Raw genomic sequence first — 22,010 nt, forward strand, 5'->3', positions numbered from 1 at the left:
AGGCTCCCCTAAGTCTTCAATGACAGCAATCTTTTTAAAAACTTAAAGAAAAAAATTTTACACTATGTTCGAGGAGTTTAAAATAAAATACTTGGGAATTCAGCCCATCGGTAAAGTATCAACAAATCAACTTGAAGGACTTATTGCGAGAGAATTTCCGAGGTATATAGATGAGATTATACTAAAATTTAATAGCATTAAGGCTGATAATCCAAATGCGATAAACAGAATTTCAGCTGCAATTTTGAAGCTTTCAAACAAAGATATTTCAAAAATTGACAGTTATATTGAAATGTCAAATAATGACTGTAGAGATGTTTTAGCTTTAGCAGAATATCCGAGGTATTCCAAACTTGGTTTCTCAGATTTAAATAATAAAAGAATGAGAACTATTTATTTAGAAGATTGGGCAGAATATTCTAAATGGATAAATGAATAGTAAACAACAATACTGAAGCCTTACACCTACATTGATAGCATGTTGAATTAATAATAATATTGAAGTAAAAAAAATAATTCTACAAATGGAAATTCCTACTTCTTATATTTGGTTTTTAAAGTTAAAATTGACAAAGTTTATTCCATGGCAATTCGATATTGAATTAAATTTAAACTCTGTCATTAATCAAAGGTTTAAAGAAGAACATAGTTTAAATCGCGAAGTTTTAACTTTTGGAAAAAGGCAAGATATGGATACATTTGCTGGTTTTGAAATAAAAAATGGTAAAGTTTGTGAAAATGTTGTTGTCTTTCATTTATCATTTCAAAAAAACACATCAGATTGGAATATCATTGAAAATGAATATTCAGACTTTTTTGAATTTATTCAAAACAAAGTTTTGCCAGAAATGAAAGAATGTATTAAGGATGAAATTTAAATACATATAGCTTAGCTAGCCTCCCTAAGTTTTCATTGATAGTATCTTTTCAGGGAATTTCTTTTAGCTAAATATATATTTTCACTAACGATTTCATACAATGAAAAATAAAAAATTAGAAAAATATCATTTTGAAGAAATAGTATTGATACTTTTAATATTAGCCACGGATTTATCAAATTATGATGAAAATAATTTAGAATTGTTTGGTGAGGATATTGAAGGTAGAATTGAATCACTATTTACTAAAGAATTTCTTAATTCTCTTGATAAAAAATATGGATTTGATGACAAAATTATATTTAAGCTTGAAGAATTGAAGTTAATTGTAATTAATCTATATGAATCGAATTGGATAAAAAAGTTGACATACACCAACATTGAAATTGATAAGATTAAAATTAAATCAATAAGTATTTTAAAAGATTTAAAGATATCATATGTAGAACCAGAAAAGTTTGCAGAAAGTCATTTGAATATTGAATGGTAATTACCCTTGCTCTACATTCTAAGATAAAAAGCAAGTAATATTTGATAATTACAATTAATAATGAATTACATTACAAACAATTAATAATTTTATTTTTTGAAAAACAAAGGTCTTTTACTTGCAATAATTCTTTACTTTCTAATCGTAAATACGTCTTACTTTTGGGAAAGTCATCTCGGTCTTTTAGCTTTTCCGTTTTATCTTATCTTAGGGGTTGTCTATTTGGGATTTATTTTTGTTTTCATTAGAAATATCTACTTTTTGATTAAGGAAAATTTTTCAGAAAAAAAGCGGTTCATTACATGTGGTCTTTTACTTCTGGTGTTGACCTTAACCTTTTTGAAACCCAAAGGAATATTTGACTTTGAAAGACTTGAGTCTTCTAACATTTTAGAAGCACAAAGCGAAGGAGCTGCAAATTGCACAACAGTAATAAAATTAAAAAAAGATTACACGTTCAATAAACGGTCTATCTGCTTTGGCGTATCAAAAGTCAAAGGCAATTTTATTTTTCAAAATGATACCATTTATTTTAAAAATATTCAATTAGGTAAACTTGATACTGAATTTTATTCATTTGCTGTTATTGAGCCAGATGAGTTTAATAAAATGAATAAACATTTTATCTTGAAATGTTTTAAAAACAAAACAGATTCTACAGGAACAAAATTAAACATCACAAAAATAGAATGGGAATCATTGAAGCATTTATAGAAACCCGCTCACCTAAGTCTTATATGATAGCACGTGCTCTGCGAAAATCGTTTTTTAATAAGAAATACAGCTTTTAATTTTTGTGAGCAATTGAAAAAGTTTTATAGATTTATTTATATTTACAAATCAGTACAAATTTTATAGAAAAACATGATGAAGTACTATTTAACTTTTTTTACTATTATTTCATTTACTTTTTCAACATTTTGTCAAACAAAAGAATTTATTAAAATTAAACTTGTAGATTTTTCGAGTGTTGAATTACCCCCAAAGTGTGGACGTGAACCATTCGGTGTAGCATTAAAATTTGAACTGCTTGAAAATTTAGATTCAACGAATAAGGGAGAAAATATTTTAATTATAATTACATGCCCTATTGAGATTGGAGTGGAAAATTATAAAGATAATAGTCACTTTAAATTTTCAAGATACACAGACAAAGAAGAAATTAAAATGCTTGAAAAGGATTGGAATGTTTGGAGCGTTTATGAAAATGAAAATCTACCGACTTATTGGGCTGATCAAATTGAAAAAATAGAATGAAATTTCAATCGTGCTTAATTAAGTCTTCTTTAATGGCAGCTAGGCTCTCCTAAGTCTTCTTTAAATAAAACTTACAAAGTTCTGACCTAAAAACATAACACTGATATGAGAAAAACGTTAATTATAATTACGATGTCTTTAAGTTATGTATTGATTTTCTGTTCTGAAAAGAAAACTGAAAGCAAAAAAGAGATTATAAAAATTGAAACGCCTGAATATGTAAAAATGAATAAAAACAGTAAACTAACAGATAGTTTATTGAATGTAGCCATTAGTAAAGGCGATGAAAAAGTCTATAATACGGTAGCCGGAAATTTTATTTTAGATGCTAATTATGAAGGATTGTTATATTATTCATTAATGATGGCAAATAAGTATAATTCTCCTGAAGCACATTATCATATCTTCTTAATTTTGAGTAATCCAAACAATGGTCAACCGTTTGAACAACTGGATGATAAAACTAAGAACTTAGCTCTTTATCACTTGGTCAAATCAGATGAATTAGGTTATGAAAGTGCAAAGTATTCTATAAAAGAAGTATTTGGAAATGATGAAGTTAACCAAAAGTCTGATTTCTATTTAAAGAAATATAATAATTGAAATGTTGTAATGGGTTGACGAATAAATGCTTGCTTAATTAAAAAAATAATTTAACTACACTTGAAAAGAGATTTTATCATAGTACTTCTAATTCTGATTACCTTTTCGAGTTGTTATCAATCGAAAAAGGAGAAAATAGATAAAACAAGCGATTATCAATACGTTGATGAAAGAGCTGTTATATTGAAAGATTCGTGGTATTATGATTGGTTAAAAAAAATATATGGTTATGTACCATGGCAACCAACAGAGGAAGATTTGAAACTTACTCAAACTATTTTAGAGCATGCGATAGAAAATTATGAGTTTGACTTTATCAAGAAACCAATTAAATCAAATATTGAAAAATACTTCCGACAATATATTCCATTTCTCAATGAAAAAGGGGAAAAAGCTATTGAAATAAATGCATTTTGTGAGCTTTTAAAAATTCCTCCTAAAGAAGAATTAGCTAAAAAAGGAGTTACTGAATGGAATGAAATAGATTGGAAAAACTATTACGTTCAAGTAGATGACGGAGGCCTTTGTTATTGGCGAATAAAAATAAATATTGATAAAATGAGTTATGAATCGGTAATGGTAAATGGGTTTTAGGTTATCAAGGTTCAATAAGTATTCTTTTATAGCACCTACTCTACAAATAGCAATTTTCAACCCGCTCACCTAAGTCTTCTGTGATAGCACATGCTCTGCGAATGTCTGTGACTTCGCAGCAAAATACTTCCTATTTTAATACAAATCATAACGCTGCACATTGTTTACATTCATCACATCAACAATCGGATTATCTGCTTTTTCAATAATAACCAAACCAACATTATGCACATAATTAGAAGCACTTGAATACAAATAATGTGACGCTTTTTCAACTAATCCAGCTCGAACCGGATTCAAATGAATATAATCTAATTTTGACCACATAAACAGATTGGTATAAATTTCTTCCGGATGATTGCCATATTGCCAAAATTGAAATACTTTATTTCTGGAATGGCTTTCAGTTGCCAATCGAAAACGTTCTAACATCCATTCTTTTCTGCTTTCCGGTTCAGATTGTATTTTGCTTAAAATTGTTTTGGCTGTAAACTTCTTAAAATCACGAATTAAATCAGATAACTTTCCATCACCAGATTGAACAACCATATGAATGTGATTGCTCATGATCACATAGCCATACAAAACCATAGCTTTATTTTTGATACAATAATCCAAAGAAGCAATGACTTCGTCTCGGTATATTTTTCTTGAAAACACGTCAATCCAATCTACCACCGTAAGGGTAATAAAATGCGGTAGTTTTTGATCTCTAATGACATAACCTTCTTCCATATTCATTTATTTAATCAAATATAATAAAAATTGGAATTGTATATTTGCTGCGAAGTCACAGACATTCGCAGAGCGTGTGCTAACTTTGGATATGGAAGACATTCGCATAGAATCGTGCAAACTTCGGATAGCAAATTTTTAGGTTTTATCAGGAAAAGCTTGGTTTAATATTAAAAATTTAAAAAAAGTTGATTAAGTTTGAAGATATTTATTAGTTACTAAACAATTGAAAACTCATGAAATATTGTTCTTTAATCTTTTTTCTGATTCTTTTCTCATGTTCTAGAGAAGACAACTCTCATACTTTAATTAATACAAGATTGGATAGAATAACAACAAAAGATTCAAGCGGAAATATTCTAAATGTAATTGACTATGAATATGATATAAATGATTTAAAGATAATCACTGAAACTAATTCAAATGGAGAAATTTTCACAAGCACTTTGAATTACAATAGTGAAGGAAAGGTTACTTCAATTACATATAGTAACGGTACGGAAATTTTTTATTCATATGGTTTCTTTGATGATAACTTAATTGGTAGTGAAATCAAGGTAAATGGAACAATTATTAAACATCGTTATTATTATGACCAAATGCAATTAATATCAGACAAAATATACGAAAATGATATTTTAATTTGTGAAATAAATTATACTTATGATGGATTTACAATTAATGTTTCTAATAATTGTACTTCGGAAAACTTTATTATCGAACAAGACGGCACTTCTATAAGTCCGTTAGCAAGTGCTTATGATTATCAACTTCTAAATATAAACAATTTAGGTTCTAGAAATTTCAAATCTATTTTAAATGTTAATACAAATCAATTTACCACTTATGTTTATGATGAATATAACGAAAGAAATCTTGTTCTTAATAAGAGAATGTATATTAATGGAGAATTGATAAATATAATAATTTATGATTATGATTTACGTTAAAATTAAGTTGATTAAACAAAATCATTTGGCATCCGCTACACCAAGTCTTAATTTATCGCACACTGATCTTTAAAACCCCGCTCCCCTAAGTCTTCTTAGATAGCACGTGCTCATCAAATAGCAATTTCTCAATACGTATTACAACTTTTAATTTTATGAGCAATTGAAAAAGTGGTGTAGATTTGGGGATTTTCTTAGTTGTATACTAGATTAAATATGATTTTACTTTTTAAAAGATCAATTTTTCCATTTCTATTATTATCAACAGGATTAGTTGGTTTATATCTATTGAGTTTTACAAATTGGTTTCAAATACATAAAATATGGATTCTTGAGGATTTTCAACTTTATATTATTTTTTCTGCATGGTTAATTAGTAGTTGTTATTATTTTTACGAAGTTCAGAAAAAAACTTTATTTGAACAGTCATTTGTTATAATTCCTTCTGAAACAGTAATTGAAGAAAAAGATGAACGAATTAAATTATTAATAAATGAATTTAATTTTGATAAGTTTGAAGATGAATATGGAATTATTTATTCCCGAGAATCAATGAATGGGTCAAGGCAAAATTTAGTGATAGATTTTAATGAATCAGAATATATAATCTATGTTAATCTAAATTGGCTTGATTACCTTGCAGGAAGAGATATTTTAAAACAATTTGAAAAGAGACTTAAATAGCAACTACCCCACTCCCCTAAGTCTTCTTTGATAGCACGTGCTCAACAAATAGCAATTTCTCAATACGTATTACAGCTTTTAATTTTTATGAGCAATTGAAAAAGTTGTGTAGATTTGAGTAAATTTATTATTTATAAATAATTCTATATCAGAAACAAAAATTTAAAGCAATTTTAATCAACACCAACGAATGAAAAAACTAATTTTAGCAATTGGAGTATTAATTGGAATAACGAATATTTCCTGTTCAAAAAATGATGATAAAATTAATTGTTCTCAATTAAACATTCAATCTGCAGAAGACTTGACTTGTGAAGAAATTGCTCAACAATTTGATTGTAGTTGTGATTAAATAAATAATTTATAAAATTATGAGATTAAAATTAATAACGATATTATTATTATTTTTTACAATTACATTATTATCACAAGATTCAAAATTTAGTGTTGAAGCTAATTTCCCAATTCCTATTGGAGATAACTTTCTTGGAAAAAATTATAACGGAATTTTTGATGTTGGTGCTAAATATAAATTTTTAAATCATAAAACAATTGATATTGGGGCTTCTGTAAATTTTGGTTATTTTCAGAATACAAAATCCGGTGCAACTAACGTAAACCAGCTTTTTGACGTTAAGATTTTTCCAATACAACCTCGAATTTTTATGGAATTCAATATCCCAAGTTTAGAAAAATTTCACCCTCACGTTGGAATAGGATATTCTATATTAATTTATGACGCAAAATGGAAAGAAAATACGAATGCTGATTTACCTGCGGATATTGACGATAATGAGAATGGTTTAAATTTTAATATAGGATTATCCTATGATTTAACTCGCAAATTATTCATACAAGCACACTATGACTTTATAAAGGTTGGAGTTGAAGACGGAATTCCTGATAAAAGTTATAATACGAATATTAACATTCTTAAAATTGGAATTGGATATCGAATTTAAAAAAAAATACACTGCCTCTGCCCTTAGTAAGGATAGGATATCTCACTAGAAATAATGATTTTTTTTATCTGCTATAAGGCTATAAACTTTTTTAGTAGTTGAAAAAGTTGTGTAGATTTGGGGAAAATCGTAGATATTGAACCAAAAGTAAAACCAATCAAAAAAATGAACGAGTTACAATTAACAGGCGGAGCAAGAATTGGAATGGCGAATGCTACATTTCCATTGGCCACTTTAAAAGTGAATAAAGATAGATTGGAATTAAATGCTTCAATTGTTGGAAATTTGATTTTTCAAGCTTCTGACATTGTTTCAATTGAACCGTATGTTATGATTCCGTTATTGGGACAAGGAATAAAAATTAATCATAACGTTGCCAACTACAATGAGCGAGTGATTTTTTGGACATTTAAAGACCCGAGTGCTGTGGTTCAACAAATCAAAGCAACAGGATTTTTAAGTAATCAAAATGCAACTGAACAACAAATAGACAGAACAATCATTGAAAAACAGGCAAAAGGAGGTTTTCCCATCAAAAAAGGTTTTGCCATTGGAGCAATAGTGGTTTGGAACGCACTTTTCTTAACTGATTTTATTACGTTCTTTCTGGGTAAAACAGATAAATTTCCGATTGGATATGGAATTTTAACAGCTATTGGACTTTTATTTCTAACGGCTCTTTTGAGCTTACTTTCTGCAGATTTTAGACGACTGATTTTAAAAGAAGGGAAAACAGTACATGACATCAAAAAATTTGCAATTTTTGCTTTGATAATAAGCGGTTTTATGCTGCTGCAATTTGGAATAATTACAAAATTTATGGATTAATTTCACGAATTAAGATTGCATAAGAATCATTTGATAGTATATGCTTTGTGAACCCCTAGTAACTTTGTTAGCCTAATTTACTAATGAAATATTTTACATTTAAATACAATCCAAAATGGACTGCAATTTTAATTGTAGTAATTTGTTTGTCTGGAATGTTAATTGGAAATTATGTGCAAAGATTTAGAATTTCAGAATACCGCTGGATTTATCAATTAGGTAGCTTTTTGAATTTTATAATGGTTTTGAGTGCACTTTGTTGGTCATCATTACATCCCTTACTGATATGGTATTTCAATAAATCAGTTTGGAAAAATTATCTCATTTGGATAATTTTGGGATTAATTCCAACAGTTTATTTTATAACAATGATGATTATGGTAGAAATTAGGTTTGGAGATAAAATAAGTTGGATTTAAGAATTCTCACTTATACTATAATTTGGTTAAACTAATTTTAATTCAAATCAATTAAAAAAAGTTTATTTTTGCTTTCAAATACCACAATAATTGAAATTAATTTATTTAATCTGTATTTTCCTGACGTTATCAGGCTATGCCCAAGTTGGAATAGGTACCACTAATCCGGATGCTTCTTCCATATTGGATATTTCCTCTACTACAGGCGGTTTATTACTGCCCCGAATGAACACCGTGCAACGCGATGCAATCAATGCTCCGGCAGTAGGTTTATTGATTTATTTAATAGAAGGAAATGTTCAATGCCTTCAAGTTTTTAATGGTACAAACTGGGAAAATATTTATTGCCCCTCAACCAATACGGTACCAACTGCCAACAATGTTACTTTTTCCGGTGGATTAAATGTAGGTCAAGTTGTTACAGGAACCTATACGTATCAAGATGCACAGCTTGATTTAGAAGCTACTTCCGATTTTCAATGGTACAGAGCTGATTCGAATACGGGAACTAATTCCATTGCTATTTCGGGAGCTAATGCATTGACTTATACGCTTACCTCCAATGATGTTGGAAAATACATCGCCTTTGGTGTAACCCCAAAAGCACAAACCGGTGCGTTGACGGGCGTGGAAGTTACATCGCCTTACCAAGGAGCAGTTACAACCGTTTCTGTTGCCGCAAGAATTAACGAATTCCATTATGATAATATTGGAACCGATGTAAATGAATTTGTGGAGATTAGAATTACAGGAGCAATGGGTAGTCAGCCTGCAAACCTTTCACAATATTCCATTGTTTTATATAATGGTTCGAATCAATCAACTTATGACAGTGCCACTTTGAATACCTTAGTCCAAACGTGTGATAGTACAGATTGTTATTATGTTTGGCAACCTATTTCAATTCAAAATGGTGCTCCTGACGGTATTGCTTTGATTGGTCCTTCCGGTTTGATTGAATTCATAAGTTATGAAGGAGTTTTCACTGCGTTAAATGGTGGTGCAGCCGGAACCAGCAGCACAGATGTTGGTGTGTTGGAAGATAGTATCAATACAACCGCAAACGGTTCTATTCAAAGAACTTCAAGCGGAACTTGGCTTTTGAATCAAACCTCAAATTCCAAAGGATTAGTAAACGGAATATGAAAAAAGTATTCATTTTTATCACTACCCTATTTTTCTGGTATGCTGCAGAGGCTCAAGTGGGTATTGGAACAACAACTCCTTCCGTTTCTTCCGCTTTAGAAGTGCGAAGCACCTCACTAGGTGTATTGCCGCCACGTATGACCACCCAAGAACGCGATGCCATTCCGGTTACGCCAACCGCTAAAGGGCTGATTATTTTTAACCTGGATACAAAAGTTTTAAATCTATTTGATGGAGTTACTTGGCATGCCATTGTAAACCATGAAACCGTTTCAATTTGCAGTGAAAATACTTCGTATGCTTCTCTTTTAGCTTGTTTACAACAAAATTATACCCCAAGCCAAACATTAGGTTACAATGTTGCCCGAGATATTTTATACAGTGAAATTGATGTAAATCCGATTACGCAAGAATTAAAAGGTATTTATTCTGATTATACAGTAATCATGGATTATTCAACAAGTCCGGACCCTTCCGTACATGCTTTTAATAGGGGGATTAATGCAGAACATGTTTTTCCGCAAAGTATGGGAGCGAGTCTTGAACCGGCTCAAAGTGATATGTTTAATATATTTCCCAGTAAGATTGAAGTTAATTTTTCAAGAGGAAATTGCCCTTTTGGTGAAATTGTTGATGCCGATACAGAAGTATGGTATTATTTAACACAAGAATTAACCACACAACCCACAATGGCTATTGACAACTATTCTGAAAAAGATAATGAAACCACCTATCCTTTACTGACAGCTACTCAACAATGTTCATTTGAACCCTCTGAAAATAGAAAAGGAGATATTGCCCGAGCTGTTTTCTATTTTTATACAATTTACAATTCCATAAATAATAATACATATCCAGAGTATGCCAACGATGCTTTTTTTAATAGTATGAAAACAACGCTGTTGCAATGGCACAATCAAGACCCTGTAGATCAAATTGAAATGGAACGAAACAACAAAATTAAATTGTATCAGGGCAATGATAATCCTTTTATAATTGATGCCACACTTGCTGAGCGATTGTTCAATTAATATTAAAGATTGGTTGATTTAAGACCAATTCAAAACCTGTGGTTACAAAAAAATATATTTTTCAAAAACTATTTTCCCCTCTTTAATCGTTTTTAAAACCCGAATATTTTTAAGTTCTTTTGGATTACTTGTTAATGGATTTTGATCAAGTATAACAAAATCAGCAAGCTTTCCTTCAACCAAAGAGCCTTTTACTTTTTCATCAAAGTGCTGATATGCAGCATTTATGGTTATTGCTTTGAGTGCTTGATAAACTGTGGCACGTTCTTGCTCACCAATAACATTTCCGGAGCGTGATGTTCTATTGACAGCAGACCAAATAGTAAATATTGGATAGATAGGCGTTACGGTCGCATCGGAATGGTTGGTATACATAATCCCCATTTTATCAGCTGTTGAAATTGGACTGAGAAAGTTTGCTCTTTCTTCACCCAGATTCTCTGTATGTACATCTCCCCAAAAGTAGGCATGATTGGTAAAGAAGGAAGGTATTATTTTATACTTTACATATTTTTCAAGTTGGTCTGGCCTTACAAACTGTGAATGGATAACGACGGTTCTTCTGTCTTTATCAAGCGGTTGTTTTAAAACGGCACAAGCCTTTTCATGAGCTTTTAATACCATATCGATAGAGGCATCACCATTGCAATGCGTAAAAACTTGATTATCATTTTTATATGCTAAAATAAATAATCGTTCCAATTCTTCTTGATTCACACTAGGAAGTCCGGTACAAAGATGTGAACAGCCGGCAACACGGGTTAAATACGGTTTTTTAAAGAAAGCTGTTTTACCTTGTGGAGAACCGTCTCCAATAATTTTGGTTCCCTGAATTTTTAATTTATTGGAATAAGTATTGAATTGTAATAAGGAATCCTTCAAATTAATTTCTAACTCTTTAAAACCTGCCAATGTAATTAAATCGATTTTGAATTTTCCTTCATCAGCCATTTTCTTATAGAAATCTAATTTTTTTCTACCGACCATACCATCATTGGCAGTTGTAATTCCGTTTTCGGCATAATAATTTTGGGTAAGCTCAAAAAATACATCCGATTTTGAGTCAAGAACTTGAATCATATTCCCTACAAATGGATACATAGCCGTTTCCTGCACTAAGCCATTGGGTTCGTTAGTTCCCGGAAAACGATCAATATTACCACCCGGAGGATCGATGCTTTCCGCTGTTACCCCCATCATTTTTAGTGCTAAACTATTTGCCACACCCATATGACCACTCGTATGATCGAGATAAACCGGATTATTCGGAAGCACAGCATCAATTTCATTTTTATTGAGATGACGTTTTTCTTCTAATTGATTATCATCATATCCCCATGCAAAAATCCATTCACCATCCGGAATATTATGCTCTTTTTTGTACGCTTTTAATTTTTCCATGACTTGAGGAATAGAAGTTACATCGCCTACTGGTGGCGGACTTAAATTGAGTTGTCCCATAGAATGCGAAACTTTATCAAAATGGCTGTGAGGGTCAATAAAGCCGGGTAATAATGTACTCCCCTTCAAATCAATTTTTTTGGCCTGACTGAATTTTTTTTCTGCTTCCTTAAAAGAACCAACAAAAATAATTTTCCCGTTTTCTTCTGCTACAGCTTCCATATATTGAGGAGAATTTGTTTCCATTGTAATAATTTTACCATTGTGATAAATGGTAATTGCACTTGTATCTTTTGAAGAATTACCCTCCGGTTCAGACTTGCAACTAACAAATGAATAGACAATTACAATGCAAATGAATAAATACTTTTTCATCTTTTGTTTTTATAAAATTAAAAAAGGAATACCTCTGATTAGTCTAGTGAAAAGGATTAAATAATAATACAAATATATAACTAAAAACATTTATTTAGTCCAAGTGAAATGCATTGTTTTTATGTCATATATATTTATAAAACGTTAATATTGTGAATTATATATAAATAATTATTAAAAATAGTGTGTTTGTTTTTCTGCATCTATTTAATAATATTTATAGCATTTTAGAGTAGATTTCTCTATAATCGGGAAATTATCGTTTTTGATAACAAAGTCATCGATCATGAGAGTATTGTGGGAAGAAAAGGGTCACAGGACATTTTGGAGTTAGTCTTGATTTACGAAGTAAAAAATGATAAAATTTACAAAGTAACCGTGATGCGGAAATAATTCTTAGCATTAACTATTTTACATGTTTTAGGTTGCATTAGGATATTTTTTTCTATATATTTGAGCCTCAAAAAAAAGATTTTTACTTCCAAATCTTTTTGTTATTCCTTTCACATCACAAACTTCCATAAGTACAATTAAAACGAGTTTATAAGGAGGTTATAGCGTGTTTATAGCCTACCATCTCCTTATCAAAGCCATATCATAGCCATAGTAAAGCTATGGAAAAGGTTAGTTTACAGTATGTACAAGGTTAATTTTTTATTACATTTACAAGTATAAAGAACATACATTTCATTGTCTAAATTACACAACCTATTGCTCCTTCTTTCCTCCCTCATCGGTTATTTATCATGGGGAGAAGATAACCACGCCTTCTTATTCGAAGCCGAGTGGGAAGTATTTTCCAAACTGTTTTCCGAACCGCTTGCGGTCATGCATCCGTTTATCTTATTACCGCTTTTGGGACAATTATTGCTCATCATTACACTTTTTCAATCCACACCTTCCAAGCGTTTAACCTTCATTAGTATCGGTTGTTTGGGATTATTATTCGGGATAATGACACTCATTGGTTTGTTAACACTAAAATGGACGATCCTGCTGTCAACCCTGCCGTTTTGGTGTATAGTAGGGTTGATTTTTCGCTTTTATAAAAAAACAAAGTAAACTTTACTGTATGGATTTAGAGTAGAATTCAATTCTGTTGTTTTTTCCTTCATCTCACAACATCTTTAAATTAATTGAAAATCAATAAAATACATCAAATATGTTATTGATTAAGGGGGGTTTTATATCAAAAAATTAAGAGATGATAAAAAAAATTCGATTAGAACAATCGTTTAAGAAAAAAAATGGCAAGCGACCTACATCGCACCGCTACAACCGCATACCTTTGCTGTGTTCCCACCCTGGAGGAGTTTGCAGGAGCTGGTCGTGTAGGACTTGCCGTTGCAAATATACACTATTTTTATGTTTTTACAAGTAATATAGTTCAATTCAAATTGCTATATTTGTCAATATTATCGCAAAATTCCCATGAAAAAATATAACCTATTCTCGTTCATATGCTTAGCTGTTTTGTTTTTTAGTTGTGAAAATTCTAAAAAAAGTAATTCAGGTTTATTTCAGTTAAATACAACTCCATCAAAAGCACAGTTCACAACCAATGAAAAAGCTACTCTTAGCATTTCAAACACAAAAAACAAACAAATAGACAGTATTGTTTTCTTTGCAAATAGCAAAAAAATCAGTACCATATTAGGAAATAAAAACATCGATTTTCAATTAACAAATCAAAAATTAGGTTATCAAAACCTAAAAGCATTGGTTTATTTTGAAAATGAATATGCCGAAGTGACCCACCGAATTGAATTGATTTCTAAAATTGAGCCTAAACTATTGTCATATACTTTGATAAACTCCTATCCCCACGATAGCAAAGCTTATACGCAAGGACTTGAATTTCATCGCGATACACTATACGAAGGAACAGGCAATGGTGCAGGCAATGCAACAGGTGTTAAAGGGATTTCCAGCTTGCGAAAAACTAATTTTAAAACCGGGGAAGTTTATAAAAAAATTGAATATCCGGAAATTATTTTTGGAGAAGGAATCACTATCTTGAATAACAAAGTTTATCAACTTACTTGGCAAAATGGTTTTGGATTTATCTATGATGCTGATAATTTTACTGAAATAAAACGTTTTAATTATTCTAAACGTATTCAAGGTTGGGGATTGTGTAACGATGGTAAAATGCTCTACCAATCTGATGGAACTGAAAAAATTTACATGCTTAATCCGGAAACGATGTTAATAGAGAGTAATATAAATGTGTATTCCGGAGCAAACAAAATCAAATCTGTAAACGAGCTGGAGTGGATTAACGGAAAAATTTATGGAAATATTTATCAAAAAGATGCCATTGCGGTGATTAATCCAAGTAACGGTGAAGTCGAAGCAGTTCTCTATTTAGGTGATTTAAAGAAATTAGTCACACTACATCCGGATATTGACGTATTAAACGGAATCGCTTATAACCCTAAAAGCAACACAATTTTTGTTACGGGAAAGAATTGGGATAAATTATTTGAAATTAAAGTAGATTAATAAGCAAACTAAATTAACTAACCTATTTTTAGACCATTTTCCACTTTTTTATCGGAGGCTAAAAGTACGATATCATTGTCTGTTCCTACCGAACCCAATACCAAACATTCACTCATGAATTTGCCGATTTGCTTTTTAGGAAAGTTGACTACTGCTACAATTTGCTTACCGATTAATTCCTCTTTACTATATCGTTTCGTAATTTGAGCCGATGATTTTCTGATTCCAATTTCATTACCAAAATCGATGGTTAACTGATAAGCCGGTTTACGTGCTTCCGGAAAATCATTTACCTCTACAATAGTTCCAATTCGCATTTCTACCTTTTCAAATTCTTCCCACGTGAGCATAACAAAATATTCTTAAAAAATTAAACTCAAAAATAGGAATATCAAACTAAAAATTCTTAACTTTAAACATTAACTTAAAATAAATAGTTGTACTAATGGCCAGAACAGAATCAAACATGATTTCTTTGGGAACTTCTGCTCCAAACTTTCATTTAAAAGACACCAATTCCAATGATTTTTTTACGTTTTCAGATTGCAAAGGCGAAAAAGGAACATTAGTATTTTTTATTTGCAATCATTGTCCGTTTGTGCATCATGTGATTGATGAAATCATTTTAGTTGCCAATGATTACCGCGTACAGGGTATTGGGATGGTTGCCATTTCCAGCAATGATGTTGAACAATATCCACAAGACAGTCCGGAATTAATGACTGAATTTGCTTTTGAAAATAAGTTTGAATTTCCGTATTTGTATGATGAAACGCAGGAAGTAGCCAAAGCTTTCGGTGCAGCTTGCACGCCCGATTTCTTTCTTTTTGACAATCAGGACAAATTGGTTTACCGCGGACAATTAGATGATTCCCGTCCCGGCAACGGCATTCCACTCAGCGGAAGTGATTTACGAGGAGCCATTGATAGTGTTTTATATAATCGAGTGGTTAACCCGAATCAAAAACCTAGCATTGGTTGTAACATTAAATGGAAAAAATAAATGGAAATTATTCATATTAGTGCCGAGTGTTATCCGGTGGCAAAAGTGGGCGGTCTTGCCGATGTTGTGGGGGCTTTACCAAAATATTTAAATCAATTAGGACATCATGCAAAAGTTGTTGTTCCGGGTTATGACAATAAATTTTCAAAAGAAAATGAATTTGAAACCATTCACCAAGGACAATTGCGATTAGGATGGTTTACTTTTTCCTATACTATACTCAAGGAGAAAACCAATAAACTCGGGTTTGAGTTGTATTTAATTGCCATTCCTGAATTGTTTGACCGTCCCAACGTTTATTCCTATGAAGATGATACAGAGCGATTTACTGCTTTTCAAGTGGCTTTTTTAAATTGGTTGACCGAAACCAATCAAACACCGGACATCATTCATTGCCACGACCACCATACAGGACTAATATCGTTTATGATGTCGCATGCACCAATTTATCAACATTTGAATCATGTTCCAACTATTTTAACCATTCATAACGGTCAATACCAAGGATGGTTTGGTTTTGATAAATTACATTATTTACCACAAGTAAGTTCGTCACGATTAGGGTTTTTAGAATGGAACGGCATCATCAATCCACTAGCTTCAGCTATTAAATGTGCATGGAAAGTAACCACTGTATCACCCAGTTATTTAGACGAATTGAGTGAAAAAGCCAATGGTTTAGAAAATCTATTGCGATTTGAACGTCCAAAATGCCTGGGAATTTTAAACGGAATTGACAATGAAGTTTGGAATCCGAAAACGGATGATATGCTTGAATTCAATTATGATGTAAAGACCTTAAGTACCGGAAAATCAAAAAATAAAAAGTATTTATGTGAACAATTTAATTTAGATCCAACCAAACCACTTTTCACTTTCATTGGAAGATTGGTTGGTGAAAAAGGAGCCGATTTATTGCCTGAAATTTGCAGTATTGCCTTAAGTCGAAATCCAAACGAAATCAATATTTTAATTTTAGGTTCAGGTGATTCAAATGTGGAGCATGGATTAACCCAACTCACTCATTTTTATAAAGGAAATTACAATGCTTACATTGGGTACAATGAAAAGTTAGCCCATATTATCTATGCCGGAGCAGATTATCTTTTAATGCCTTCCAGAGTGGAACCATGTGGATTGAATCAACTCTATGCTTTACGTTATGGTACAATTCCGATTGTTAGAAGAACAGGAGGACTTAAGGATACAGTGATTGACATTGGCGATGGAGGATTTGGAATTTGTCACGACCAGACAAGCGTGTATGATGTAAATTATTCTATTACCAGAGCAATTGATTTATATAACGATGTTAAAAATTTTGATAAAACCAGAAAAACAATCATGCAAATTGACCATTCTTGGGAAAAAGTTGCACAAGAATATATTGAAGTTTACCAATCATTAAAAAAATAACCATGAAAAAAGATGTTTTAGCCATTATTTTAGGAGGAGGACAAGGCTCACGATTATATCCATTAACGGAAACCCGTTCAAAACCGGCAGTTCCTATTGCAGGGAAATATCGATTAGTTGATATTCCAATTTCCAATTGTATCAATTCTGACATCAAACGAATGTTTGTTTTGACACAATTTAATTCGGCTTCGTTGAATCAACACATTAAAAACACATACCATTTTAGCTATTTCAGCACTGCATTTGTTGATATTTTAGCCGCAGAACAAACGCCTGATAATCCAACTTGGTTTCAAGGAACGGCCGATGCGGTTCGCCAATGTATGCAACACTTCTTGAATCATGAGTTTGATTATGCTTTGATTTTATCCGGTGATCAATTGTATCAAATGGATTTTAATGAAATGATTGACGCTCATCAACAAAGTGGAGCTTCAATAACGATTGCTACTTTACCTGTATCTGCCAAAGAAGCACCTGAATTTGGTATTTTGAAAACGGATGAAAACAGTTTTATTTCCTCCTTTATAGAAAAACCGGCGGCTGATTTATTACCACAATGGACTTCGGAGGTGAGTGATGAAATGAAAAATGATGGAAGACATTATTTGGCATCCATGGGAATTTACATTTTTAATCGTGAATTGCTAATTGATTTAATGAAAAATCCGGATACCAAAGATTTTGGAAAAGAAATCATTCCACAAGCCATTGGAAAACAAAGGATATTAAGTTATCAATACGAAGGCTATTGGACCGATATTGGAAATATTGATTCATTTTTTGAAGCTAATTTAGGTTTGACCGATGACATTCCTAAGTTTAATTTGTTTGATAATAACAGTAAAATTTATACCCGTGCAAGGGTTTTACCACCCGGAAAAACCTTAGGAAAAACAACGATTGAAAAATCGATCGTGGCAGAAGGTTGTATTTTAAACTCGGCGGTGATTGAACATTCTGTGATTGGAATCCGTTCACGGGTGGATGAAGGTACAACCATTAAAAATTCTTATGTGATGGGTAGTGATTATTATCAAAACCTTGATGAACTGAATCAAAACATCGCCCACAATATTAAAAATATTGGCATTGGAAAACGTTGCTATATCAACAATACGATTGTCGATAAAAATTGTAGAATTGGAAATGATGTTTATCTAAACGGCGGAAAACATTTGGAGGACATGAATACCTCTTTGTACACTATAAAAGAAGGTATAATAGTAGTTAAAAAAGGAGCTACATTACCCGATGGATTTAGGATAGAATAATATCCATTGATAAAAAAAGGATTCTTGAAATATTCAGGAATCCTTTTTTTATGTATGGAATTAGTCTAACTTACTGGTTTTCTACTTCATGCAATTTTCCAATAGAACTGGCAACCACAGTAGCAACCGTAGCATCACTAGTAACATTTACAACGGTTCTACACATATCCAATGGTCTGTCGATAGCAAAAATCAAGGCTAATCCGGCTTCCGGTATGCCGGCCTGACCAAGGACAATTACAAGCATTACCATTCCGGCACTGGGAACGGCAGCTGAACCTATAGAAGCTAACGTTGCAGTAACTACAATCATCAACTGCGTTTGTAAATCCAAAGGAATACCCATTGCTTGAGCAATAAAAACTGCAGCTACTGCTTGGTATAAACTGGTTCCATCCATGTTAACGGTTGCACCTAAAGGCAATACAAAACTGGACACTTCTTCATCTACTCCAACATGTTCAGTTACTCTTTCCATCGTAACGGGCAAAGTGGCCGCACTGGAACTTGTTGAAAAAGCTAACAATTGAGCCGGAGAAATTGCTTTAAAAAATTTAATCGGTGAATATTTGGCTAATACTATCAACAGCGTTGGATATAAAACAAAAACCATTATTGCAAGTCCGATTACAACCGTTAATGCATAAATCAACAAGGCATTTAAGGTAGAAAAATCAGGTATTTCGACCATCAAAGCAGCCATTAAAGCAAAAACACCAATGGGAGCTCCGAGCATGATGATGTCAATTATTTTTAGAATGACATCATTTAACCCTTTAAAAAAATCTACGACAGGCTTTGCTTTGTTTTCGTCGATTAAAATTAATCCAATACCCAATAGAATAACAAAAAGAATCACTTGTAGCATCGAAGCATTGTCGGTCATTGCTTTAAAAAAATTGTCCGGAACCACATCAACCAACGGTTGTAGAGGTCCGCTATTTTTAGCTTTTTCGGCTAATTCTATTTTTTGAGCGGCATCACCGGCAAAATTTTCTAACAGACTCTTACGGGATTCGTCATTAATATAATCGCCCGGTTGAATTAAATTGGCTAACACCAAACCAATTGAAACAGCACAAACGGTTGAAAACAAATACAAAGCGACCGTTCTTCCGCCGAGTTTAGATAACTTTGCTATATCTTTTAAGTCCGAAAGTCCCACTATCAGCGATACTACAATCAACGGAACTGCAATCATTTTTAATAAATTGATAAAAATGGTTCCGAAAGGTTTAACCCAATCCACGACAATTTCTTTAAGTTCCATATTTTTCATCAGGTACCCAAAAATCAAACCGAGAATCATTCCAATAAGAATCTTCCAATGTAAGGCTAATTTCATATGTGTTAGTTGTATGTTTTTTGTAATAAATAAAAATCGGCCAACACGATGGCAGCCATAGCTTCCACGATAGGAACTGCTCTCGGAACAACACATGGATCGTGACGACCTTTTCCTTCCAAATCAACTAAGTTTCCTTCTTTATCGATGGTTGATTGTTTTTGCATAATGGTAGCAACCGGTTTAAATGCAATTCTAAAATAAATATCCATCCCATTTGAAATTCCGCCTTGAATTCCACCGGATAAATTGGATTGCGTAGTACCATCTTCGTTAAACAAATCGTTGTGTTCACTTCCTTTCATGCGAGCTCCGCAAAAACCGCTACCAAATTCAAAACCTTTCACGGCATTGATGGACAACATGGCTTTTCCTAATTCGGCATGTAATTTATCAAAAACGGGTTCGCCCAAACCAATGGGAACATTTTGAATTACGCAAGTAATGGTACCTCCAATGGTATCGCCTTCTTTACGAATCGAACGAATTAATTCTTCCATTTTGGCAGCAGTAGTTTCATCAGGACAACGAACCGGATTACTTTCAATTTTTGAAAAGTCTAAATCTTGGTATGGTTTATCTATAAAAATATCGCCCACTGAAGAGACAAAAGCATAAATTTTAATATCCGAAAGGATTTGTTTCGCAATTGCACCGGCTACTACTCTACTTGCTGTTTCACGAGCAGAACTTCTTCCGCCACCGCGATAATCCCTGATTCCATATTTTTTTTCATAGGTAAAGTCGGCATGACTGGGTCGAAACGCGGCCTCAATATGACTGTAATCATTGGATTTTTGATTGGTATTTGGAATAATAAAACCAATGGGGGTTCCGGTTGTTTTTCCTTCAAAAATTCCGGATAAAAACTGAACTTCATCAGCTTCTTTACGTTGCGTAACAATAGCAGATTGACCGGGTTTACGACGAATCATTTCGAGTTGAATGGCTTCAAAATCTAACTCAATTCCGGGTGGACAACCGTCTATGATTCCGCCTAAAGCTTCGCCGTGTGATTCTCCAAAAGTTGTGAGTTTGAATAAAGTTCCGTAACTGTTTCCTGCCATTTTGAAATGAAGTTTCAACAAAAATAAGTTTTTTCAATAAAATAGTGCTATTAAAATCAAATTGAATTCACATTAATATAATATGAACTTGCCATTCGTTAACTTTTAGGTAAAACGTACTCGGAAAAATGTCAGTTAATTTGCTAAACCTCATTTACGTATGCTTAAAAAGAGAAAAGTTGAAGTGGTGGTCATTTCAGATGTGCATCTTGGTACATTTGGTTGCCATGCCAAAGAATTGTATCATTATCTTTCTACCATAAAGCCAAAAACATTAATTCTGAATGGAGACATTATTGATATTTGGCAGTTTCGAAAATCATATTTCCCAAAATCGCATTTAAAAGTTATCAAAAAAATTATTGATTTAGCTTCCAAAGGAACCGAAGTGTATTACATCACAGGAAATCACGACGAAATGCTCCGGAAATTCAGTGATACAAAAATCGGTAATTTTTCGATTATTGATAAGTTGGTGTTGGAATTAGACGATAAGAAAGCTTGGATTTTTCACGGTGATGTATTTGATGCTTCTGTTCAACATTCAAAATGGATTGCTAAACTGGGTGGTTGGGGATATGATTTGTTAATCTTAGCCAATCGCTCGATCAATTGGGTGCTCCAAAAAATGGGAAAAGAGCCCTATTCCTTTTCTAAAAAAATAAAAGCGAATGTAAAAAAAGCTGTAAAATTTATCTCCGATTTTGAAGTTACAGCCTCCGAATTAGCCATTGAAAACAAGTATGACTATGTGATTTGTGGCCATATACACGAACCTAAAATGATTCGAAAAGTCAATAAAAAAGGGACTACTTTTTACTTAAATTCAGGTGATTGGGTGGAGAATTTAACTGCGTTGGAATACAATAAAAAACGTTGGAAATTATATCGCTACGACAAAGATTCCAACATGATTCAAGAGGATTTTTTTGAGATGGAAACCAAATTAAGCGAACAGCTTATTGCATCTTTGTTATTCTCCAACAAATAACCATTTTAACATTCTTTAACTTGTTAACAATACGATTTGAACAAAGAGAGCGT

Annotated in this window: 26 protein-coding genes and 1 other RNA gene; 21 read left to right on the top strand and 6 right to left on the bottom strand. The window is 32.3% G+C overall.

What is annotated here, in order from left to right:
• The first annotated feature begins 64 nt into the window (after window positions 1-64).
• From EQG68_RS10190 to EQG68_RS10220, 7 genes are all read left to right on the top strand, one after another.
• Window positions 65-439: a hypothetical protein gene (locus tag EQG68_RS10190; RefSeq protein WP_129464787.1), complete on the top strand. Its 375-nt coding sequence runs from the start codon at window positions 65-67 to the stop codon at window positions 437-439.
• An 85-nt stretch (window positions 440-524) separates the two neighbouring features.
• Window positions 525-878, top strand: a complete 354-nt coding sequence (locus EQG68_RS10195) for a hypothetical protein (protein WP_129464788.1) — start codon at window positions 525-527, stop codon at window positions 876-878.
• A 100-nt stretch (window positions 879-978) separates the two neighbouring features.
• On the top strand, window positions 979-1,368 hold the full coding sequence (locus EQG68_RS10200; protein WP_129464789.1) for a hypothetical protein: 390 nt from the start codon (window positions 979-981) through the stop codon (window positions 1,366-1,368).
• 96 nt (window positions 1,369-1,464) lie between these two features.
• On the top strand, window positions 1,465-2,082 hold the full coding sequence (locus EQG68_RS10205; protein WP_129464790.1) for a hypothetical protein: 618 nt from the start codon (window positions 1,465-1,467) through the stop codon (window positions 2,080-2,082).
• 150 nt (window positions 2,083-2,232) lie between these two features.
• Window positions 2,233-2,625 (top strand): hypothetical protein, encoded by a 393-nt coding sequence (locus EQG68_RS10210; RefSeq protein ID WP_129464791.1) that lies wholly within the window; start codon window positions 2,233-2,235, stop codon window positions 2,623-2,625.
• 105 nt (window positions 2,626-2,730) lie between these two features.
• Window positions 2,731-3,228, top strand: a complete 498-nt coding sequence (locus tag EQG68_RS10215) for a hypothetical protein (protein ID WP_129464792.1) — start codon at window positions 2,731-2,733, stop codon at window positions 3,226-3,228.
• Between the two features lie 60 nt (window positions 3,229-3,288).
• Entirely contained in the window at window positions 3,289-3,822 is a 534-nt protein-coding gene (locus tag EQG68_RS10220; protein WP_129464793.1) for a hypothetical protein, read from the top strand.
• A 135-nt stretch (window positions 3,823-3,957) separates the two neighbouring features.
• On the opposite strand, the gene EQG68_RS10225 is transcribed toward EQG68_RS10220, so the two are convergent.
• A complete protein-coding gene (locus EQG68_RS10225) occupies window positions 3,958-4,563 on the bottom strand; it encodes an REP-associated tyrosine transposase (RefSeq protein WP_394343612.1) in 606 nt (201 codons plus the stop codon).
• Window positions 4,564-4,877: 314 nt separating this feature from the next.
• Here EQG68_RS10225 and EQG68_RS10230 point away from each other — a divergent pair, with 314 nt between their 5' ends.
• The 8 genes from EQG68_RS10230 to EQG68_RS10260 all read left to right on the top strand — a co-directional run bounded on the left by EQG68_RS10230 (window position 4,878) and on the right by EQG68_RS10260 (window position 10,577).
• Window positions 4,878-5,507 (top strand): hypothetical protein, encoded by a 630-nt coding sequence (locus EQG68_RS10230; RefSeq protein ID WP_129464795.1) that lies wholly within the window; start codon window positions 4,878-4,880, stop codon window positions 5,505-5,507.
• Between the two features lie 216 nt (window positions 5,508-5,723).
• A complete protein-coding gene (locus EQG68_RS10235; RefSeq protein ID WP_129464796.1) occupies window positions 5,724-6,191 on the top strand; it encodes a hypothetical protein in 468 nt (155 codons plus the stop codon).
• Window positions 6,192-6,381: 190 nt separating this feature from the next.
• The gene (locus EQG68_RS15055; RefSeq protein ID WP_164975433.1) at window positions 6,382-6,543 is read left to right on the top strand and encodes a hypothetical protein; all 162 of its coding nucleotides are present in this window, start codon (window positions 6,382-6,384) and stop codon (window positions 6,541-6,543) included.
• Between the two features lie 19 nt (window positions 6,544-6,562).
• Window positions 6,563-7,153 carry an outer membrane beta-barrel protein gene (locus EQG68_RS10240; RefSeq protein WP_129464797.1) on the top strand — a complete coding sequence of 197 codons (591 nt, stop codon included), beginning with the start codon at window positions 6,563-6,565 and terminating at the stop codon, window positions 7,151-7,153.
• 165 nt (window positions 7,154-7,318) lie between these two features.
• A complete protein-coding gene (locus EQG68_RS10245; protein ID WP_129464798.1) occupies window positions 7,319-7,981 on the top strand; it encodes a hypothetical protein in 663 nt (220 codons plus the stop codon).
• 83 nt (window positions 7,982-8,064) lie between these two features.
• Window positions 8,065-8,400 carry a hypothetical protein gene (locus EQG68_RS10250; RefSeq protein ID WP_129464799.1) on the top strand — a complete coding sequence of 112 codons (336 nt, stop codon included), beginning with the start codon at window positions 8,065-8,067 and terminating at the stop codon, window positions 8,398-8,400.
• 90 nt (window positions 8,401-8,490) lie between these two features.
• Window positions 8,491-9,546, top strand: a complete 1,056-nt coding sequence (locus EQG68_RS10255; protein ID WP_129464800.1) for a hypothetical protein — start codon at window positions 8,491-8,493, stop codon at window positions 9,544-9,546.
• Window positions 9,543-10,577 (top strand): endonuclease, encoded by a 1,035-nt coding sequence (locus tag EQG68_RS10260; protein ID WP_129464801.1) that lies wholly within the window; start codon window positions 9,543-9,545, stop codon window positions 10,575-10,577. Before EQG68_RS10255 ends, EQG68_RS10260 begins: the two co-directional genes overlap by 4 nt.
• A 42-nt stretch (window positions 10,578-10,619) precedes the next feature.
• On the opposite strand, the gene EQG68_RS10265 is transcribed toward EQG68_RS10260, so the two are convergent.
• Entirely contained in the window at window positions 10,620-12,353 is a 1,734-nt protein-coding gene (locus EQG68_RS10265) for an amidohydrolase (protein WP_129464802.1), read from the bottom strand.
• Between the two features lie 690 nt (window positions 12,354-13,043).
• Between EQG68_RS10265 and EQG68_RS10270 the strand changes: the two genes are divergently transcribed.
• Window positions 13,044-13,415, top strand: coding sequence for a hypothetical protein (locus tag EQG68_RS10270; protein ID WP_129464803.1), 372 nt, complete (start codon window positions 13,044-13,046; stop codon window positions 13,413-13,415).
• Between the two features lie 183 nt (window positions 13,416-13,598).
• Here the strand turns inward: EQG68_RS10270 and ffs are convergent.
• Window positions 13,599-13,697: signal recognition particle sRNA small type (gene ffs / locus EQG68_RS10275), an RNA gene on the bottom strand.
• Between the two features lie 87 nt (window positions 13,698-13,784).
• On the opposite strand from ffs, the gene EQG68_RS10280 reads away from it, so the two are divergent.
• Window positions 13,785-14,858: a glutaminyl-peptide cyclotransferase gene (locus tag EQG68_RS10280; RefSeq protein WP_129464804.1), complete on the top strand. Its 1,074-nt coding sequence runs from the start codon at window positions 13,785-13,787 to the stop codon at window positions 14,856-14,858.
• A 17-nt stretch (window positions 14,859-14,875) separates the two neighbouring features.
• On the opposite strand, the gene EQG68_RS10285 is transcribed toward EQG68_RS10280, so the two are convergent.
• Complete coding sequence (locus EQG68_RS10285; RefSeq protein ID WP_129464805.1) at window positions 14,876-15,208, bottom strand: tRNA-binding protein; 333 nt, start codon at window positions 15,206-15,208, stop codon at window positions 14,876-14,878.
• A gap of 95 nt (window positions 15,209-15,303) precedes the next feature.
• Between EQG68_RS10285 and EQG68_RS10290 the strand changes: the two genes are divergently transcribed.
• Genes EQG68_RS10290 through EQG68_RS10300 form a run of 3 tightly spaced genes read left to right on the top strand, consistent with a single transcriptional unit; the run spans window position 15,304 to window position 18,554 of the window.
• Entirely contained in the window at window positions 15,304-15,861 is a 558-nt protein-coding gene (locus EQG68_RS10290; RefSeq protein WP_129464806.1) for a thioredoxin family protein, read from the top strand.
• Complete coding sequence (locus tag EQG68_RS10295; protein WP_129464807.1) at window positions 15,862-17,277, top strand: glycogen synthase; 1,416 nt, start codon at window positions 15,862-15,864, stop codon at window positions 17,275-17,277.
• A gap of 2 nt (window positions 17,278-17,279) precedes the next feature.
• Window positions 17,280-18,554, top strand: coding sequence for a glucose-1-phosphate adenylyltransferase (locus tag EQG68_RS10300; protein WP_129464808.1), 1,275 nt, complete (start codon window positions 17,280-17,282; stop codon window positions 18,552-18,554).
• 70 nt (window positions 18,555-18,624) lie between these two features.
• Here EQG68_RS10300 and EQG68_RS10305 read toward each other — a convergent pair whose 3' ends face one another.
• Together EQG68_RS10305 and aroC are read right to left on the bottom strand one after the other, a co-directional pair.
• Window positions 18,625-19,899 carry a dicarboxylate/amino acid:cation symporter gene (locus tag EQG68_RS10305; RefSeq protein WP_129464809.1) on the bottom strand — a complete coding sequence of 425 codons (1,275 nt, stop codon included), beginning with the start codon at window positions 19,897-19,899 and terminating at the stop codon, window positions 18,625-18,627.
• Between the two features lie 5 nt (window positions 19,900-19,904).
• Complete coding sequence (gene aroC / locus EQG68_RS10310; protein ID WP_129464913.1) at window positions 19,905-20,966, bottom strand: chorismate synthase; 1,062 nt, start codon at window positions 20,964-20,966, stop codon at window positions 19,905-19,907.
• Between the two features lie 160 nt (window positions 20,967-21,126).
• Here aroC and EQG68_RS10315 point away from each other — a divergent pair, with 160 nt between their 5' ends.
• On the top strand, window positions 21,127-21,957 hold the full coding sequence (locus EQG68_RS10315; RefSeq protein WP_129464810.1) for a UDP-2,3-diacylglucosamine diphosphatase: 831 nt from the start codon (window positions 21,127-21,129) through the stop codon (window positions 21,955-21,957).
• Window positions 21,958-22,010 lie beyond the last annotated feature (53 nt).

It is taken from the genome of Flavobacterium piscinae, assembly GCF_004122145.1.
GTDB classification, from domain to species: domain Bacteria; phylum Bacteroidota; class Bacteroidia; order Flavobacteriales; family Flavobacteriaceae; genus Flavobacterium; species Flavobacterium piscinae.

What these genes read in the sequence shown, in the direction of transcription:
- EQG68_RS15055 (WP_164975433.1), top strand. Translation starts at nt 6,382, where the DNA reads ATGAAAAAACTAATTTTAGCAATTGGAGTATTAATTGGAATAACGAAT.
- EQG68_RS10240 (WP_129464797.1), top strand. Translation starts at nt 6,563, where the DNA reads ATGAGATTAAAATTAATAACGATATTATTATTATTTTTTACAATTACA.
- EQG68_RS10305 (WP_129464809.1), bottom strand. Translation starts at nt 19,899, where the DNA reads ATGAAATTAGCCTTACATTGGAAGATTCTTATTGGAATGATTCTCGGT.
- EQG68_RS10265 (WP_129464802.1), bottom strand. Translation starts at nt 12,353, where the DNA reads ATGAAAAAGTATTTATTCATTTGCATTGTAATTGTCTATTCATTTGTT.
- EQG68_RS10195 (WP_129464788.1), top strand. Translation starts at nt 525, where the DNA reads ATGGAAATTCCTACTTCTTATATTTGGTTTTTAAAGTTAAAATTGACA.
- EQG68_RS10285 (WP_129464805.1), bottom strand. Translation starts at nt 15,208, where the DNA reads ATGCTCACGTGGGAAGAATTTGAAAAGGTAGAAATGCGAATTGGAACT.
- EQG68_RS10290 (WP_129464806.1), top strand. Translation starts at nt 15,304, where the DNA reads ATGGCCAGAACAGAATCAAACATGATTTCTTTGGGAACTTCTGCTCCA.
- EQG68_RS10300 (WP_129464808.1), top strand. Translation starts at nt 17,280, where the DNA reads ATGAAAAAAGATGTTTTAGCCATTATTTTAGGAGGAGGACAAGGCTCA.
- EQG68_RS10235 (WP_129464796.1), top strand. Translation starts at nt 5,724, where the DNA reads ATGATTTTACTTTTTAAAAGATCAATTTTTCCATTTCTATTATTATCA.
- EQG68_RS10250 (WP_129464799.1), top strand. Translation starts at nt 8,065, where the DNA reads ATGAAATATTTTACATTTAAATACAATCCAAAATGGACTGCAATTTTA.
- EQG68_RS10225 (WP_394343612.1), bottom strand. Translation starts at nt 4,563, where the DNA reads ATGAATATGGAAGAAGGTTATGTCATTAGAGATCAAAAACTACCGCAT.
- EQG68_RS10215 (WP_129464792.1), top strand. Translation starts at nt 2,731, where the DNA reads ATGAGAAAAACGTTAATTATAATTACGATGTCTTTAAGTTATGTATTG.
- EQG68_RS10295 (WP_129464807.1), top strand. Translation starts at nt 15,862, where the DNA reads ATGGAAATTATTCATATTAGTGCCGAGTGTTATCCGGTGGCAAAAGTG.
- aroC (WP_129464913.1), bottom strand. Translation starts at nt 20,966, where the DNA reads ATGGCAGGAAACAGTTACGGAACTTTATTCAAACTCACAACTTTTGGA.
- EQG68_RS10315 (WP_129464810.1), top strand. Translation starts at nt 21,127, where the DNA reads ATGCTTAAAAAGAGAAAAGTTGAAGTGGTGGTCATTTCAGATGTGCAT.
- EQG68_RS10210 (WP_129464791.1), top strand. Translation starts at nt 2,233, where the DNA reads ATGATGAAGTACTATTTAACTTTTTTTACTATTATTTCATTTACTTTT.
- EQG68_RS10245 (WP_129464798.1), top strand. Translation starts at nt 7,319, where the DNA reads ATGAACGAGTTACAATTAACAGGCGGAGCAAGAATTGGAATGGCGAAT.
- EQG68_RS10260 (WP_129464801.1), top strand. Translation starts at nt 9,543, where the DNA reads ATGAAAAAAGTATTCATTTTTATCACTACCCTATTTTTCTGGTATGCT.
- EQG68_RS10280 (WP_129464804.1), top strand. Translation starts at nt 13,785, where the DNA reads ATGAAAAAATATAACCTATTCTCGTTCATATGCTTAGCTGTTTTGTTT.
- EQG68_RS10200 (WP_129464789.1), top strand. Translation starts at nt 979, where the DNA reads ATGAAAAATAAAAAATTAGAAAAATATCATTTTGAAGAAATAGTATTG.
- EQG68_RS10190 (WP_129464787.1), top strand. Translation starts at nt 65, where the DNA reads ATGTTCGAGGAGTTTAAAATAAAATACTTGGGAATTCAGCCCATCGGT.